The organism is Flavobacterium sp. TR2, from assembly GCF_025252405.1.
Lineage (GTDB): Bacteria > Bacteroidota > Bacteroidia > Flavobacteriales > Flavobacteriaceae > Flavobacterium.
Map to the genome: position 1 here is coordinate 4,053,424 of NZ_CP104307.1, position 17,890 is coordinate 4,071,313.

Genomic DNA, 17,890 nt, shown 5'->3' on the forward strand with positions numbered 1-17,890 from the left:
TTAACGATTTAACTCAATAGCTGCCAAAATAAAAGGCCCTGTTGCTTTAGGATCGTTGTCTTTTTTTCTTTCGTTTACATAATACTCGTAAGAACCATCACGGTACGGATTTCCACCTAAACCAGCCACTTGACAGCAGTTTGTTAAAGTGATTCCGCCATCTTCATCAACTTTTTTGATTAAAATTGTAGTTAATCCATCAAAAGCTTTGTTGGCTGCTTTTTTAAATTTAGCTGGCAGATAACCTTTGTTTGCTCCTTTTGCATAAGCATACGCAAACATAGCCGATCCAGAAGCTTCTAAGTAATTGTCTTTATCACCGCCTCTGTCTGTAACCTGATACCACAAACCAGACGATTTATCTTGAAATTTAAGTATCGCCTCAGAAGCGTTGTTTAAGTATTTGATCAATTCTTTTCTTTTTGGATGGTCTTTTGGCATATAATCTAAAACATCAACCAAAGCCATTACATACCAGCCCAAAGATCTAGACCAGAAGTTTGGCGAGTTTCCTGTTTCTTTATTGGCCCAAGGCATTTGTTTGCTTTCGTCCCAACCGTGATATAGCAGTCCTGTTTTTGGATCTGTAGCTTTCAATTGAATCACTTCAAATTGTTTTGCGATATCGTCAAAGCTTTTTCCGTTTTCAAATTTAGCTGTGTATTCTGCATAGAATGGTTCGCCCATGTATAAACCGTCTAACCACATTTGGTTTGGATAGATTTGTTTGTGCCAGAATCCGCCGCTTTGAGTTCGTGGCTGTTCTGCTAGCTGTTTGCGAATTAACTGCAATGCTTTTAAATACTTTTCTTCTTTTGAAGTTTCATAAACATCAAAAAGAAGACGTCCTGGCAATACTAAATCAATATTGTATTTATCAAATTCGTAAGTATTGATGCTTCCGTCAGCTTGCACCAAATTGTCTACATATCCTCTTATGTACGCTTTGTATCTCGGATCTGGATTTTTTTTGTACAATTCTTCGATTGAATGCAATACTAAGGCGTGAACATAATCCCACTTTGGCTTTTTAGCATCGTCGATCATGTAGGCTTCCGGATGGCGTTTCATCAATGTTAAAGCCATTTTATCAGACCATTTCAGATTCTTTCCAATTACGATATCCTTTTTTGCAGGCTCTTGAGAGGTTACTTTACAACTTGTAATAGTCATAACGCAGATCATCAGAACCGACATGAAGTAATTGTGCTTTCTACTATTTTTCATTTCAACAATATTTAAATTCAACTATTTTTCTAATTCGATCGATGCCAATAAAAACGCTCCTAAGCCTATTGCACCATTTTCTTTTGTTTTGGAAGACATATAATAATCATTTGTTCCATCGCGGAATGGTTTTCCGCCCAATCCTACATTTGACGAAACATTTAGAATATTGACTTCTCCTTTTTTATCCACTTTCACAAATTCTTTCACAAAACCGTCAAATGATTTTTTCGCTGCTGTTTTATAGCTTGACGCTAAATAACCTTTGTTGGCTCCTTTTGCAAACGCATAAATAATCATTCCAGAAGCTGATGGTTCTACATAGTTTCCGTACAATTCTGGTTTATCGGCAACTTGATACCAAAGCCCATTTTCGCTTTTGAACTGATTCACGTTTTTTGAAATCTGATTTAAGTACCCTACCAAAACTTTATATTTTGGATGTGATTTCGGAAAATAATCTAACGTTTCTACCAATGCAACCATGTACCAGCCAATTCCTCTGCCCCAGATCGTTGGCGAGGTTCCTGTCTGTTTATCTGCCCACGCGATCTCTTTGCTTTCGTCCCAAGCTTGGTAAACCAACCCTGTCTTGGGATCTACTATATGATTTTGAACGAGTTCAAATTGTTTGGCGATATCGTCTAAGCTCTTTCCTTTTTCATACTTCACTGTAAACTGCGCATAAAAAGGTTCTGCCATATACAAACCGTCAATCCACATTTGGTTTGGGTAAATCTGTTTGTGCCAAAATCCTCCGCTTGGTGTTCTCGGCTGACTTTCAAGCTGATTTCTCAGTTTTCCGATAAGCTGCAGATAGCGTGAATCTTTGGTAATATCATATAAATTAAACAGCAGTTTTCCCGGATTCAAACAATCGATATTGTATTCTTTTACATCATACTTTTTGATGTTTCCTGTGCTGTCAATCATTCCATCAACATACTCTTTAATATAATTCAGGTATTTTTTATTGTTTGTCTTCTGATATAATTTTTCAAAACCAGACAATACAAAACCCATTTTATAATCCCATTTTGGTTTGTCATTTCCATCCAGCTGCCATGCATTCGGATACTTGCTTAAAATAGAAAGTGCTGTTCGTTCTGACCATTTTAAATCGTACGGAATTACATTTTCTGATGCGTCAGTTTGATTTTGCGCTATTGCAAAAACATTGAAAAGCAGAAATAATAATAGGGCAGTTTTTTTATACTTCATATTTATATTTTTTTTCGCCACAGATTAATGGATTATTCTTTGGCTGTTTTTTTAACACATAGATACATAGTTTAGAAAACTTAATAAAAGGCATTTCACTTGCAATAATAAACATAGTATGCTATGTGTAAGAAGCAAGCTTCTTTTTTATATTCTTTTAAAATACAATAAACTCTATGTTTCTATGTGTTAAAATTATTCTCACGCTGATTCGGCAGATTGAGCAGATCTTTTTTAATCATTTTAATCTTTTATCCCGATAGCTATCGGGAGTGGCAAAAAACAATTTACATTTTGCCTTTTTTATTCAGTACTTCCAATTGTTTGTCTAAATATTGAGCAAATTCTTCTTTTGTTTTGATACCGTTTACTTCCTGTTCCCAAGCTCCTAAAAGGTAAAAAGTCACCGCTTTTGTAGTTGGTTTAAAAATTAAAAGATAGTCTAAGTCTGTATCAGCAATATTTTCGACAGTACTAATTTCATAAAAAATTGCCATTCCTAACTTATCTGGAACCAAAGATTGTTCTCCGTAAGTTGCCAGATATGCCCATTTTTTGTTTTTGCTTTCTTTCTTAAGCAATTCAGCCGTTTTTTGTTTTACAATTCCAGTACAAATTCCTTTGATTGCTTGTGATGCTTTAATCGTGTGCTGCGTATACAACTGGTCTGGTTTAATGGTCAACTCTGAAACAAAGTCGATTTTGTCTGAAGCTGTTTTCCACCCATAATAATTTACTTTTACCACAGATTCATTTGCTTTATTGGCTACTGTTGCAATGGTTGAATCAACTTCGCGAAAGTGTAATTTTTCGCTGTTTAAATAACGGTCGATAGAACCAATTCCAATTCCTTTTCCTGCTTTTAAGATATCTGCACCCCAGTCGCTCATTTCATGATACGAATCAAAACCGTCCTGTCCTACTTTTGGCAGAATATTTTCTGATGTTTTCTTTCCGAAGATGTCAATAGCATTTCTCCAGTCTAAATACAAGCGGTATCCAATTCTGTTGTTTTCCCATCCCGGCCCTTCATAACGAATGTCAAAAGAATGGTCAGTATGCTCAGGAGCCAGCTTTAATCGGTCCACATTTTTAAACACCGTACCGCCTTTATACTTTCTTCCTTCCCATTTTCCGTCTGTTTTTGCAGATATTTCGGCATACGTTTTATTGGTTTTGATATCATATTTCTGCGCGTTTATGGCTGTTAGACCTGCGAAAAATAAAACTGCTGTGGTGATTTTTGCTTTCATTTGTATTCTAATATTATTTAAAAATTTTATCTAAAAATCGTACGCTGTACGAAATTGTCTGTGTAAACCAAGGATCATAAAACCAAAATGAATGAGGCGAATCTGGAATGGTCTGCACTTCATTATAGATTTTATATTTATTCAAAATCTGAATCATATCGTCTCTTCCTGCATGAAATCGCGGAATGCTGCTGCAGATATACAATATAGGCTGCGTATCTTTGCCTGTATGGCTCAGTGCCGAAGCATTTTGCCAATTCTCAGGCATCTCATCTGATTTTCCTCCCAACCAAAATGCTGCCATATCGCCTTCTGACGATTCTGGATGTTTGAATGCCAAAACCCCATCTACATCTATTATGGCATGAACTTTTGAAGAAGAACGGCTTTTAAAATTTTTATCTTCAAAAAGCGGATTATTATGTGTTGTACCAATCAAAGCTGCCATTTGCCCTCCCGAGGAACAGCCTAAAACCGCAATTTTGTTTGGATCTACATTAAATTTCACTGCATTGTCTTTGATAAATTTTATTGCATTCTTTACATCGATAACTCCTGTCGGATATTTTGCTTCTAATGATAATCTGTATTCGATCGCAAAACAAGAATAGCCTTTTGCTGCAATTGCTGCACCTAAAAACTGCATCTGATTTTTATTCCCCGATCTCCACCCTCCGCCATGAATCATAATTACGGCAGGATTTTTTTTCTTTTTGGTATTAACAAAAGCATCAAAATGCAGAACGCGATCTTGTTCTTGATTGTAAATTTGGTCGAATGCCTCTCTAACTTCTAAATTTGTTTTTACTTCTGGAATTGTAATAAACGGGTATTTCTTAATTAATTTAGCGTAAGTGCTTTTAATGGTATACGACGTGTCTACCTTGTACTGCTGGCTTTGCATTACAATTGCATTAAAAAACAACACTAAGATTAATTTAAATTTTCGCATTTCTACTCTTTACTGTTTAGTTAAGAAAGGAGTTCGACCTATAGTCAAACTCCTTTTTAACTACTTCAAAAAACATAGTTCTCAAAAAACTAACCAATTACTAATAACCAGGATTTTGAGGAAAATCTTTATTTTGGTTTAAATCCAAAGCGGTTTGCGGTATTGGTCTTAAAATTTTAAGCTTGCCGTCAACACCCACAAAATTTGCTTCTTTAATTTTATAATTATAAGCTGAAGCTCTCGCTACCAAAGTTCCTGTACGTTTAAGGTCAAACCAGCGTTTGTACTCGCCCAATAATTCTCTCCCTCTTTCGTCCAAAATATAATCGATATTAAACTGAGCTAAAGTGGCATTGGCTACTCCCGCTCTCTTTCTTACTGCGTTTAAACGGTCTAATCCTGTTCCTGGGTTTCCTGCTTTTAAATAAGCTTCTGCCGCAATTAAATACGTTTCTCCAAGTCTTGAAACAATAATGTCTCTTGTGCTTACTGGTCCTGTACTTGATGGAGTTGTTGGATCTGGATCGTCAAATTTCTTAACTGGAATAGTATAACAGTCTAAGTTTTTAATTAGCGTATGCGCCGCAGAATATTCTCCCCAAGGATGATACACAAATGTTGCTGATAATCTAGAAGCATTAGCGGTCATCCAAGCGGTTTTATCAGCAGGCGTAAACCATTTTGGTTCGTAAAAATGTCTCACTTTTAAAGAAGATGGGTTTGAACTTCTGTAGTACGGATAGTATAAAATAGTTTTTGTAACTCCGTTTGTTGTTTCTGGCCCTTCGACAATTTCAGTCATAAAAGTCGCGTTCCATCTTGCATCGCCTTTTTCGTATAGACCTAAAGCATAATCTGTCGGGCATAAATTGTAGCTTCTTAATGGCGCTCCTGTTTCTGCTCCTCCTAAATAAGAACTGAAATAGTAAAACTGATTGTTACCCAATTTTGTCGGATCTGTACTTGTCGAAGCTTTGTCGTATTGTACAGAAAAAATGGTTTCTGCATTTAAATCGTTTCCTGGTTTAAACAATTGATCGAAAGCAAGTGCTAAAGTCTGGCCTGCAATTGCAGCATCTGCGTAAGTTGCAGCTTTTGAAAAATCATCAGCTTTACCAAAAGTTTCGTATCCTCTTGTTAAATACACTTTTGCCAATAAATCGTTTACAGCTCTTTTGTTTACTTTTCCAGATGTGCCGTATGCTGCAGTTCCAACATTAGCTAAGGCAAAATCCAAATCGGCTATGATTTGCGTGTATACTTCTTCTGCCGTATTTCTTGTAAAAAACAAAACTGGACTTGTAATATTCTCGCTTACAATGGGCACTCCTCCATAAGTCTGAACTAATAAAAAATAGGCATTTGCTCTAAGAAATCTAGCCTCGCCTACTAACGTGTTAAGATTTGAAGTCTGCTCTGTTACAGTAGAGTAATACACCGTTTTATTTACAGACTGAATCAGCTGATAGCAAGAATTATACAAATCGGCAACATTGTCTGAAGACGGAATTAAAAGCGCATATTGGCTTAAACCTGCTGGTTCTGGCGTTCTTCCTTCTGCATACATATCGGTTCCTGCTTCAAAAAGCCAAGGATTTCCTCCATAAATTCCTTTTAACCATGCATAATTGGTATTCACTAGCAATTGAAAACCAGCCGCCGTTTTATAAGTCCCGTCTGCTGGAACATTTGACAAACTTTCCTCTTTTATATAATTACTGCAAGAACTTAATGTTCCTACAATGATTCCTAATAATATGATGAATTTTTTCATTTGATATCTTTATTAAAATTTAACACTTAATCCCAATTGTGTCGTCACAGAGGCTGGACGATTTACTCCGAAAGCAGCACCGGCCCATTCAGGATCGTATCCGTCAAAGTCTGTAAATACAAATGGGTCTAAAACATTCACATAAATCCTCAAATTACTGATTTTAAGTCTTTTCAATAATTCAGAATCCAATGTGTATCCTAAAGATATATTTTTAATTTTCACGTAAGATACGTCTCTGTAATACCCAAATAAAGAAGTCCAATATGCTCCAGCACCAGTCGCTACAGGTCCTGGTCTTGGGTGTTCGTTGTTTGCGTTAGCCGCAATTCCCGTTCCGTTTGTTGGAATAAAGTAATCCATTGCCAATTTCTGACGTCCTCTATCGCTCACATCGGCAAAGTTTTGGTGGAATGTGCTCAAAACCGTTTGCCCTTGGCTTGTTAATACCGAAAAATTGAAATCGAAATTGCCAACAGTTAATTTAGAATATAAACTTCCCTGCCAATCTGGATTTGCATTTCCGATTACGGTTCTATCATCTTGGTTGAATTTCCCATCATTATTCAAATCTTTTGGCCTAGCTTGTCCGGGAGCCATTCCGTAAGATGCTGCCTGTGCCGCTTCGCTTTCTTGCCAAACGCCATCATAAACGTAGTTGTAGTTTGGATTTAATTCAGACCCTAAGATTAATTTGTTACCAATATCACTTACTTGATCCTGATTGTAAATTGACTCTAATTTGTTTACGTTTTTAGTAAATGTAAAAGTGGTTTCCCAGTTTACATTTTTACTTTTAATGTTTTTAGTAGTCAATAATACTTCAACTCCTTTGTTGCTAACAGAACCAACGTTGGCATAAGTGTTTTTCCAGCCTGTTTCTGATGGCAATTGCTGTTTGTAAATCAGTTTATCTGATAGTCTGTCGTAAACGTCTACTGTACCTGTAATTCTGTTGTTCAAAAATCCGTAGTCAAGACCAAAGTTTAGCTCACGTGTTTTTTCCCAAGTCAAATTTTGATTTGCTAAATTTTCAGACTGCCATCCCGCAACTACATTAGCTCCATTGGCGTAAAAAGTCTGCTGGTTTAATAAAGCTTGAGAAGTATAAGGTGCAACGTTATCGTTTCCTGTATACCCTAAACTCGCACGAAGTTTTAAATCAGAAACAACTGAGCTGTTTGCTAAGAAAGATTCTTTGCTAATTTTCCATCCTAAAGCTACAGAAGGGAAACTTTGCCATTTATTGCCTTCAGATAAAACAGAAGAACCATCCCATCTTGTAGAAGCCGTCAATAAGTATTTGTCTTTAAAAGTATAATTTAAACGAACTGCATAAGAACTTAATGTATTCTTTTGATAGCCTGAACTTATGTTATAACTTGTCTGAACTCCAGATCCCATATTATTAGATCCAACGTCAAAAGGCTGATTGTTAGAATATAAATAAGATGTTTCATCAACATTTGAATACAAACTCTGCAATAATAAAACGCTAAAATCGTGTACTTCTTTAAACGTGTGTTTTAAGTCGATCTGGTTATCCCAAGTGTAATTAAAGTTGTTGAAGTTTTTTATTGATGCTGAGTTTTTTCCGTTTAAGGTTACACCCGCATTTGTTTGTGCAGTATAAGCCGCACTGGTAACTGTATTTTCTATACCTCCTGCAAATGTTGTTTTAAACGAAAGCCATTTTAAAGGCTGGTATTGGAAGAAAACATTTCCAACGGTTTGCCATGTTTTTTCTGTCTGAGAAGAATTGGCAATTTCCATCAAAGGATTTACTGTACTTGTTTTATTAATTGCCCATGAACCGTCAGGATACGTTAATTTCCCCGGAAGGAAAAATAGCGTTCCCACTTTTTCATTTCCTTGTGCGTCAACCGCCCAAGGAGACATCAGCGGACTTAGTCTGAAAGCATCCTGCATGGCCAAATCACTTCCTAATTGCGTATCAATGCGAGCAATAGTAATGTTGGCGCCAGTTGTAAATTTATCGTTGATTTTGTGGTTTAACCCAAGTTTAAAAGAGTACTTATCAGTCGAATCATTTTCGATAAGTCCTTCATCACTCTGAACACCGAATCCTAAGTTATAACTCAAACCAGAATCTGAACGCCCTGTAACATTTAAATAATTATTTTGAGTCATACCAGGCTTAAGAACAGCATCTGTCCAGTCAAAATTATAACCGCTGTTAGCGCGAGAAACTAATAACGGACTCTGATTTCCTGCCAAAGCGGCTAATTGTGCAGGCGTTTGCGTCAGCGGTGTTGCGCTCATGTACGCTACCTGATGGAATTTCCACCATTCTTCACCGTTCATCATTTTTGGCATTCTAGCGGCAGTTTTATTACCGTAAGAAGTATCAAAAGTCACATTGATTCCAGATTTTACATTGGCGCCGCTTTTTGTAGTTACGATAATAACACCGCTTGCTCCTCTAGAACCATAAATTGCAGCCGAAGAAGCATCTTTTAAAACGTCCATTCTAGAAATATCCTGCGGGTTCAAAAAGTCAATATTATCAACTGGCACGCCATCTACGATATATAATGGCGATGATCCAACTAAGGAGTTATTCCCTCTGATTACTACTTTGTACCCATCTCCCGCACGTCCTGATGCTGATGAAATCTGAACTCCCGGCGTGCTTCCTTGAATAGCCTCTAATGGACTTGTGGTATTTCTTTCTGTAATAGTCGCCGCACTGATTGTACTAACAGATCCTGTAAGGTCTGTCTTTTTTACAGAACCGTATCCAACTACCACAACTTCTGTCAATGCGTTTGACTGTTCGGCTAAACTTACATTTATTTTGGTTTTTCCTGCAACACTTACTTCTTGTGTCTGGAATCCTAAATAGCTAATTATTAAAACAGCTTTACTGTTTGATACATTGATTTTAAAACTTCCTTCAAAATCTGTCGAAGTTCCGTTTTTAGTTCCCTTTTCATTAATGTTTACCCCTGGCAGCGACATACCCGTCGCATCGGTAATCTTCCCTTCAATTGTGGTTGTCTGTGCGTATATAGAACTGCACAGCAAAAAATTCAGGAAAAAGAAAAATACAAAGTACTTATCTTTTTTCTTAGATAATTGTTTAATACTCATGTGGTTTAAAGTTTGGTTAATTGATAGTGTTTAGTTAGTAATAGATTCTACTTTTTTTTCATTGATGTAGGTATTTATAAAATTTATGTTTTTTACGTTTTTTAATAAATAGAGCGAGTCGACCTTTTCAATTTTTACATTTTTCAACGTAATATTCTCGACAGGCGATTCGTTATAGCCTTCTGCCCAAACGCTGTATTTTCCGCCGTTTTTGACAGTCACATTTTCTAAACTTACATTTCTGATGGTCGGGATAAAATTTCCTGTCTGCGATCCGTACACATTGTAAAACATATTCAATTTGAGGACACATTCTTTTACGGTTCCCACTTCAAGGTTTCGGACGTAGACATTTTCAATGATTCCACCTCTTTTCGAATTGGTTTTGATACGAATAGCACGATCCAAATTGGGACTATCCATCACGCAATTTTCTACAAAAACATTATTTACTCCTGCAGAAATTTCGCTTCCAATTACAACACCGCCATGCCCATCAATCATTTTGCAGTTTTGCACAATTATATTTTTACTTGGTATGGCAACTCTTCTTCCGTCTCCGTCGCGTCCTGCTTTAATGGCAATGCAGTCGTCGCCTGTATTGAACGTGCAGTTTCTAATGACAATGTTTTGAGAATATTCAGGATCGCAGCCATCATTGTTCGGGCCGTGACTGTTAATCGTCACCCCGTCAATAATCATGTTGTTTGTTTTTATAGGATGCAAAATCCAAAACGGAGAATTGATGATTTTTACGTCTTTTACCAAAGCAGTATTGCATTCAAAAAACTCAATAAAGTTTGGCCTTAAGTAACGTCCGTCGCCAAAAACTCTTTCTGATACCGGTACTCCTTTTTCTGCCATATCAACCAAAACTTCACGGTTTGTCGGGTCATTCTGAGACGGAATTCCTTTTTTCCAACCGTAATTTTTTCCTCCAGACCAAATCCACCAATTTGTGCTGTCAGCCTGACCGTTTAGCGTTCCTTTTCCTGTAACTGCAATGTTGGTTTTGTTTTTTGCGTAAATAAGAGGAGAATAATTCATTAGTTCTGTTCCTTCCCAAGAAGTATGCACAATAGGATAGTCTTTCGGATTTAAACTAAAAAGAATCTCAGCATGATCTTCCAAATGCAGATTCACATTGCTTTCTAAATGAATGGCTCCTGTCAAATATTTTCCGTTTGGAACTAAAACTTTCCCGCCTCCATTTGCAGCACATTCTTGTATCGCCTTTTGGAAAGCGGAAGTGTTTAACGTTTTTCCGTCAGCAACAGCGCCAAAATCATTGATATTGTAAATTTTATCTGAGAAATGTGTTTGAGGTATGCTTTTAACTACCAAATCCATTTTTTGCCATGGATTTTCTGAAGAAATAGCTGAAGAATGTCTTGCACATGATGGCATTAAAAGCCCTAAAACGGCTAGAAAAAGAATCTTTTTTGTTGCGACTATCTTATTTGTAATCATTTGCACAGATTTTTCTTGTTTGAATATCAAAAACTTCAGGTTTTATGTAATCGATTACACGAAAGTAGAAAAATTGTTCTAAGACACCAAATTAATTTAGAAAAAAATTATATATTTAATTTTTATTACAAAATTTAATTACATTTAATGCAAAAAATTAGATAATTTATTATCATTGTAGAATCTAAAACGTTTGAATTTTTAAATACGGTAATCGATAACAATTTTTATTACATAATGAAAAAAAATGTACTTTTGTCTAAAATAATCCGAAAAACTTTTTTTGAATGAGTGAAAAAGTAACTATTTACGATATTGCTGAAAAATTAAACATCACGGCTGCGACAGTTTCTAGAGCGTTAAACAACAATCCTAAAATAAAGGAAGCGACGCGCGAGTTGGTTATAAGGACTGCTGCTGAAATGAACTATAAGCAAAATAAATTGGCGCTTGCTTTGAAGAGTGGCCGAAGTAATAATATCGGAGTTATTGTGCCGCGTATTGACAGTAACTTTTTCGCCTCAGTCATTCGAGGAATTGAAGAAGAGCTTTATCCTCACGGTTATCAGGTTATTATCTGCCAAACTCACGAAAGCATTAAAAGAGAAAACGAAAATCTTCACACGCTTGTAGATGCACAAGTTGACGGCATTATGATGTCTGTAACGGGTATCTCAGATGAGAACGACAGCGCTTTCAGAAATGTACTGGAGAAAAATGTACCGCTGATCTTTTTTGATAGAAGCAAACACATTGATGGCGTAAGTTCTGTCACTATCAATGACTTTAAAGGCGGTTATTTAGCTACAAAACATTTAATAGATGAAGGCTGCAGAAATATTGCTCATTTCTCTGGAGACCAATCGTTAGACATCTTCAAAAACAGGTTTTTAGGATACAAACAGGCGTTATTAGACAACGGATTTACTTTTAACGAAGATTATGTTGTTTTTACCAAAAGTAGCGTAGACGCTGGTAAAGAAGCAGTTGACAAACTTTTGCAATTGCCAACTCCTCCAGACGCTATTTTTTCTTCGAGTGATTTTGCTGCATTGGGCGCAATACAAGAATTAAAAGAAAGAAATATCAGCATTCCGAGTGAGTTTTGTGTCGCGGGTTTCAGTAACGAGCCTTTTACTAAATTCATGGAATTATCTATTACATCTGTAGACCAGTCACCGCTTGAAATGGGAAGAATGTCTGCACGTGTTTTCTTAGAACAGGTTGACAAAACAGATACGATTAAAATTGAAAAAAAGGTCGTGCTTGCACCAGAATTGCATATTCGTAAATCTTCTACGAGAACAAATTTTTAATTTTTTTTTCACCATATAAGTTATATAAGCTCATTTTAGAATGGGCTTTTTTTTTATGCAAGCTTCAGAGGAGCGAAATAGTTATAGCAAAAGATTAGCGGTTACAACATAAAGCTCCAGCGGAGCGACATATTTTTCTGCAACCTAAATATATATCGCTCCGCTGGAGCTTTATTCTCAATGACTAATTGTTATCTATAAATATTTCGCTTCTCCGAAGCTTTCTCTAAAAATAATAGACGCACTGCAGTGCGTCTCTACAGATAAATCTAACACAAAAAAAAGACGCACTACATTGTGCGTCTTCTATATAAACCTTTATCACTTTGTCCCTTAAAACCTTTGCACCTAAAAAACTACAATGAAACTCCTCTTTTCCAAGGAATAAAATCGTTCTGATTTAAAATAGCCGCTTTTGTTTTAATATTACCGCTGGCAACATCAATAATAAATTCTAACATTTCGTCAGCCATTTCGTCAATTGATTTTTCTCCAGTGATAATTCCACCAGTATCAATATCTATAATGTCAGACATTTTGTTTGCTAACTGCGTGTTTGATGAAATTTTTACAACCGGAGCAATAGGGTTTCCTGTTGGAGTTCCCAAACCTGTTGTAAACAATACCATATTTGCACCAGAGCCCACCATTGCCGTTGTGCATTCTACGTCATTTCCTGGCGTACATAACAACGTAAAGCCTGGTTCGTTAATGTATTCTCCATAATCGAAAACCCCCGTAATTGGCGATGTTCCGCCTTTTTTAGCAGCACCAGCCGATTTCATAGCATCTGTAATCAAACCGTCTTTGATATTTCCTGGAGAAGGATTCATATCAAATCCTGAACCTGCATCAACAACTGTTTTTTCGTACCATTGCATTAAATCTAAGAAACGCTTTCCATCTTTATCATCTATACAACGATTTACTAATTCCTGCTCTACTCCACATAATTCAGGAAATTCAGAAAGAATTGTAGTACCTCCTAAAGCCACTAAATGATCAGATAATACTCCCAATGTCGGATTAGCAGAAATTCCAGAGAATCCGTCAGATCCGCCACATTCTAATCCAATTCTTAATTTAGACAATGGAGCTGGTTCTCTCTTAATTTCGTTTGCTTTTTTGATTGCTTCGAAAGTATCTTTTACCACACTGCTCAACATCGTTTCGATAGTCCCGATAGATTGCTGATCGTAAATTAAAACAGGTTTTTTACTGTTTGGATTAATCGCATCTAAAGCTTCTTTGAAAATTGAAATCTGAAGATTCTGGCATCCCAAACTCAAAACAGTTGCTCCAGCCACGTTTGGGTTGTTAACATACCCCGCCAAAAGTTTAGCTAAACTGTGCGAATCTTGACGAATTCCGCCGCAGCCGCCTTGGTGTGTGATGAATTTAACTTCGATATTATTAAACAAGTTAGCATCATTTGAAGCTTCTTGATTTCCTGCTCCGCCAGTTTCTGATTTCACTAAAGAACGCAACAATAACTGATAATCGTTCTCCTTTGGCTTCATCAATTCTTTTTCAAAAATATCTTTTAAGATCTCGATGTTTCTGTTTTCACAAAAAACTAATGGAAAAAACAGCCATACATTTTCTGTACCCACCTGTCCATCTTCTCTGTGATAGCCCTGCCACGTTCTGTCTTTCCATTTATCAACATTAGGAGCTGTCCAGCCAATTGTTTCTGTTTTGCCTGTAACTTTATCACTTTCATGTTTTACGTTAGCAGTAGAAAGCAGTCCGCCCTTTTCAATTTTAGCACTTGCTTTACCGACCAAAACACCATACATAATGATTCTGTCCCCTACATTAAAAGGAACCATTGCAATCTTATGTTTCATTTTTACATCAGACTCTACGGTAATTGATTGTCCTTCAAAATCAATCACTTCGCCTGCAGTAAGATCCACCAAAGCAACCGCAACATTGTCGGTTGGGTGAACTTTTATTAATTTTTTCTGCGTTGCCATAATTAACCTTTGTTCTTTTTGTTTTTCTATTATTTTTAACCTGTTGAGTGATATTACTTTTTCCAGATTTCACTCAACAGCTAAACTTAAATCTGTTCAAATTTGCTTTCATCTGTACAAATCTGCGTGAGAAATAGTTCTCGCAGATTTCCGCAGATTAAATTCGATTTTATTTGTTGAATAAAACTATTTTTACTCCAACGGATTTATTTTATTCTTTCTTGAAACTTAGCAAAACCAGCTTCAATTCCGTTTGAATCTATTTCTTCCAAAGCAATCGTAATTGCTCTTGTTAAACCTGGAATTTCAGTTAGATCTTGGTCCCAGAAACCTTTGTTTTGCAATGTCAAACGAGCAATTTTTTCATAATCATCAGACTTCCAAAGTCCGTTAAAGAATGCGGTAATATCTTCACCATCTTTAACCGGTAAGCTTTGACCGTTCCAAGTTCCTTTGTAGAAACGAATTAAGCTCGCTAATGAAAAAGTCAAATTAACAGGCAATTTTTTGTTAGCATTATAATATCCTAATAAACTAGGCAAAACTCTTACTTTGAATTTCGATACAGAATTTAATGCAATATCAGCAAGTGCGTGTTTAATAAATGGATTTTTAAATCGGTCCATTACTTCCTCAGAATAGGCCGTAATTTCATTTTTGTCCATATCAAGAGTTTCACTAATTTCACTAATAACGCTATTTACAAATTTCCCTGTAAAATCTCCGTCAACAGTTTCCATTACTAATTTATTACCATGCAAAAGTGAAAAAGGAACCATTGCCGTATGCGCACCGTTTAAAATACGAACTTTAATCATTTTAAAAGGACGTATATCATCAACGATTTTTACATTCAAATCTGTTTTATGGAAAGGCAATTTTGCTTTTAGATCATCCCCACCTTCAATTGCCCAAAGGAAAAAAGGTTCAGCCGCAACAATTAAGTTGTCCTCATAATCTAATTTATTATTGTATTCTTCAATTTCAGCTCTTGGATATCCAGGGACAATTCTGTCAACCAAAGTACTATGATATGTACAAGCATCTGATACCCAAGTTTTAAATGCATCCTCTAATTTCCATAAATCAACATATTGCAAAATATATTTTTTAAGCGTTTCAGAGTTATAATCAATTAATTCACACGGAATTATTGTAACTCCTTTAGAAGCGTCTCCATTAAAATGCTTAAATCTTTCATATAACAAAACCGTCAATTTTGCAGGAAATGACACTGGTGGCTGCATATCTGGAGTATCGCTTTCAATAAATTCAATTCCAGCTTCTGTAGTATTAGAAACAATAAACTGAAGTTCTTCTTCTTTAGCTAAAGCCAAATAATTTGCAAATTCAGTATATGGGTTTATCGTTTTTACAATGTTATTAATTAAGACAATATCTTGTATCTTTTCACCTTTTTTAATTCCGTTCATAAACAAGGTATAAAGACCGTCCTGATCATTAATCATATTTACCATACCGTCTTTCAATGGTTGGACTACTGCAATACCGGCATTAAAATCGACTTCTTTATTTAGTTTATCAAAAGCATAATCAACAAAGGCTCTTAAAAAGTTACCTTCTCCAAACTGAACTACCTTAATTGGCTGTAACTTTTCTAATCCTGTATTTATTCTATTTAATTTTTTCATTTTAAATTTTCTTTAATGCGTTATAAATAACCATTTATAAACCTTATTTCATTATTTCTGCCTTATAAATTGCAAAAGAAACATTACACCCGATTGAGTAAAATAAAGCCGGCTGTGAGGAATGGCTGGCTCAATTTTTCAAGCGTAATGTTCAATTACAATCTCTAAAAATCTAAAAAAAACTTATAAAATAAGGAGTTAGGCATGATTACCCCTTAATCTATTTTCTAATATCTTTTATAATGTCAAGAACCTGTTTCACTTTTGCAGTTAGCCCATCGAAGTCTTTCTGGTCTAATATCTCTTTTGAAATTAATTGCGAACCCAATCCAACACAAGTTGCACCGGCGTTCAGCCATGAAGACAAACTTTCTTTTGTTGGATAAACGCCTCCTGTAGGCATAATATTCGTCCAAGGACACGGGCCTTTTATAGCTTTAATAAAGTCTGGTCCGTAAGTGTCGGCTGGAAATAGTTTTACGATTTCACATCCTAATTCTTCTGCTTTTGCTATTTCTGTCAACGTGCCGCAGCCTGGCGACCAAAGTACTTTTCTTCGATTACAGGCTATAGCTATATCTTCTCTAAATACTGGTGTTACAATAAAATTTGCCCCTAAACTCATGTACAAAGAAGCCGAAGCTGCATCTGTAATAGAACCCACTCCTAAAATCATTCCCGGAAGCTCTGCCAAAGCGTATTTATTTAATGCTCCAAAAACTTCATGAGCAAAATCGCCTCTGCTTGTAAATTCCATTAATCTGGAACCTCCATCGTAACACGCTTTTAAAACTTTTTTACTTAGTTCAATATCAGAATGAAAAAACAACGGAACCATACCGTTTTCTTTCATGGTCTGAGCTACTTCAATTCTTGAATATTTTGCCATTTTTATTTTTTTATCTTGATACTAATGCAGAACCATCGCCATCAATCATATTTTCAACTTCCTTTAAGGTAACCAAGTTATAATCTCCAGCAATTGTATGTTTCAAACAGCAAGCCGCTACTGCAAAATCTAGCGCTCTCTGGTTATTATTATACTCCAACAAACCGTAAATTAATCCGCCCATAAAGGCATCTCCACTTCCTACGCGGTCTACAACTGGCGTAACTTCTTTAACTGCGGCGCTATAAATTGCTTTTCCGTCGTACAAAATTCCACCAATTCTCTGGTGCGAAGCGCTAACAGAATAACGAAGCGTTGTTGCAGCGATTTTTAGGCTCGGAATCAATTCAAACAATTTATCGTACACTGCCGGAAGCGATTTCTCATCCTGATAATTCGGATTTACTTTAGGAATTCCAAGCATGAAATACGCCGTATCGATATCTCCTAAAATCACATTGCTGTATTTTAGCATTTCTGGCATAACCTCGCTTGGAGTTTTTCCGTACTGCCAAAGTTTTGATCTGTAGTTTAAATCGCAAGAAATTTTAGTTCCTTTTTTATGAGCGACTTTAATTGCTTCTAGACAAGCTTCTGCTGCACTTTCTGAAATCGCTGGCGTAATGCCGCTCCAATGAAACCATTCTGCACCTTCCAACACGTTTTCCCAATCAACCTGCCCTTTTTGTATTGTCGACATGGCGCTGTGAGCACGATCATAAACAACATTGCTGCCGCGGGTTCCTGCTCCTGTTTCTAGAAAATAGATTCCTAAACGTTCTCCTCCGTAAACAATGTTTTTAGATTCTACATTCATTTTTCTGATTTCTTTTAATGCAGAAAAACCAATTTCATTTTCAGGCAGTCTGGTAACAAATTCAGCATTTACACCATAATTAGCCAAAGAAACACATACATTAAACTCTCCGCCACCATACGTAGCACCAAATGCTGTAGATTGCGAAAAACGCAAATGTCTTTCTGTCGATAAACGCAGCATGATTTCTCCAAATGCAACTACTCTACTCATTGTAAATACTTAA

The 17,890-nt window shown here is 36.1% G+C and carries 12 protein-coding genes; 1 reads left to right on the forward strand and 11 read right to left on the reverse strand.

Translation table 11 applies throughout. The annotated features are described in order from the left end of the window. The 7 genes from N4T20_RS17515 to N4T20_RS17545 all read right to left on the reverse strand — a co-directional run bounded on the left by N4T20_RS17515 (position 1) and on the right by N4T20_RS17545 (position 11,011). On the reverse strand, positions 1 to 1,227 hold the full coding sequence (locus N4T20_RS17515) for a glycoside hydrolase family 105 protein (protein WP_260670412.1): 1,227 nt from the start codon (positions 1,225 to 1,227) through the stop codon (positions 1 to 3). Positions 1,228 to 1,248: 21 nt separating this feature from the next. Next, a complete protein-coding gene (locus tag N4T20_RS17520; RefSeq protein ID WP_260670413.1) occupies positions 1,249 to 2,448 on the reverse strand; it encodes a glycoside hydrolase family 105 protein in 1,200 nt (399 codons plus the stop codon). A gap of 287 nt (positions 2,449 to 2,735) precedes the next feature. Further along, complete coding sequence (locus N4T20_RS17525; RefSeq protein ID WP_260670414.1) at positions 2,736 to 3,701, reverse strand: DUF4861 domain-containing protein; 966 nt, start codon at positions 3,699 to 3,701, stop codon at positions 2,736 to 2,738. 13 nt (positions 3,702 to 3,714) lie between these two features. Next, on the reverse strand, positions 3,715 to 4,653 hold the full coding sequence (locus N4T20_RS17530; protein ID WP_260670415.1) for an alpha/beta hydrolase: 939 nt from the start codon (positions 4,651 to 4,653) through the stop codon (positions 3,715 to 3,717). 100 nt (positions 4,654 to 4,753) lie between these two features. After that, the gene (locus N4T20_RS17535) at positions 4,754 to 6,427 is read right to left on the reverse strand and encodes a RagB/SusD family nutrient uptake outer membrane protein (protein ID WP_260670416.1); all 1,674 of its coding nucleotides are present in this window, start codon (positions 6,425 to 6,427) and stop codon (positions 4,754 to 4,756) included. 12 nt (positions 6,428 to 6,439) lie between these two features. After that, positions 6,440 to 9,541, reverse strand: a complete 3,102-nt coding sequence (locus N4T20_RS17540; RefSeq protein ID WP_260670417.1) for a TonB-dependent receptor — start codon at positions 9,539 to 9,541, stop codon at positions 6,440 to 6,442. Positions 9,542 to 9,571: 30 nt separating this feature from the next. Beyond that, complete coding sequence (locus tag N4T20_RS17545; protein WP_260670418.1) at positions 9,572 to 11,011, reverse strand: glycoside hydrolase family 28 protein; 1,440 nt, start codon at positions 11,009 to 11,011, stop codon at positions 9,572 to 9,574. A 287-nt stretch (positions 11,012 to 11,298) separates the two neighbouring features. Between N4T20_RS17545 and N4T20_RS17550 the strand changes: the two genes are divergently transcribed. Further along, positions 11,299 to 12,327, forward strand: a complete 1,029-nt coding sequence (locus tag N4T20_RS17550; RefSeq protein ID WP_260670419.1) for a LacI family DNA-binding transcriptional regulator — start codon at positions 11,299 to 11,301, stop codon at positions 12,325 to 12,327. Positions 12,328 to 12,683: 356 nt separating this feature from the next. On the opposite strand, the gene N4T20_RS17555 is transcribed toward N4T20_RS17550, so the two are convergent. The 4 genes from N4T20_RS17555 to N4T20_RS17570 all read right to left on the reverse strand — a co-directional run bounded on the left by N4T20_RS17555 (position 12,684) and on the right by N4T20_RS17570 (position 17,877). After that, complete coding sequence (locus tag N4T20_RS17555) at positions 12,684 to 14,306, reverse strand: UxaA family hydrolase (protein WP_260670420.1); 1,623 nt, start codon at positions 14,304 to 14,306, stop codon at positions 12,684 to 12,686. 206 nt (positions 14,307 to 14,512) lie between these two features. Continuing rightward, positions 14,513 to 15,958, reverse strand: a complete 1,446-nt coding sequence (locus tag N4T20_RS17560; RefSeq protein WP_260670421.1) for a tagaturonate reductase — start codon at positions 15,956 to 15,958, stop codon at positions 14,513 to 14,515. A gap of 220 nt (positions 15,959 to 16,178) precedes the next feature. After that, entirely contained in the window at positions 16,179 to 16,847 is a 669-nt protein-coding gene (locus N4T20_RS17565; RefSeq protein ID WP_260670422.1) for a bifunctional 4-hydroxy-2-oxoglutarate aldolase/2-dehydro-3-deoxy-phosphogluconate aldolase, read from the reverse strand. A 10-nt stretch (positions 16,848 to 16,857) separates the two neighbouring features. Further along, positions 16,858 to 17,877 carry a sugar kinase gene (locus N4T20_RS17570; RefSeq protein WP_260670423.1) on the reverse strand — a complete coding sequence of 340 codons (1,020 nt, stop codon included), beginning with the start codon at positions 17,875 to 17,877 and terminating at the stop codon, positions 16,858 to 16,860. Between the last annotated feature and the right edge of the window lie 13 nt (positions 17,878 to 17,890).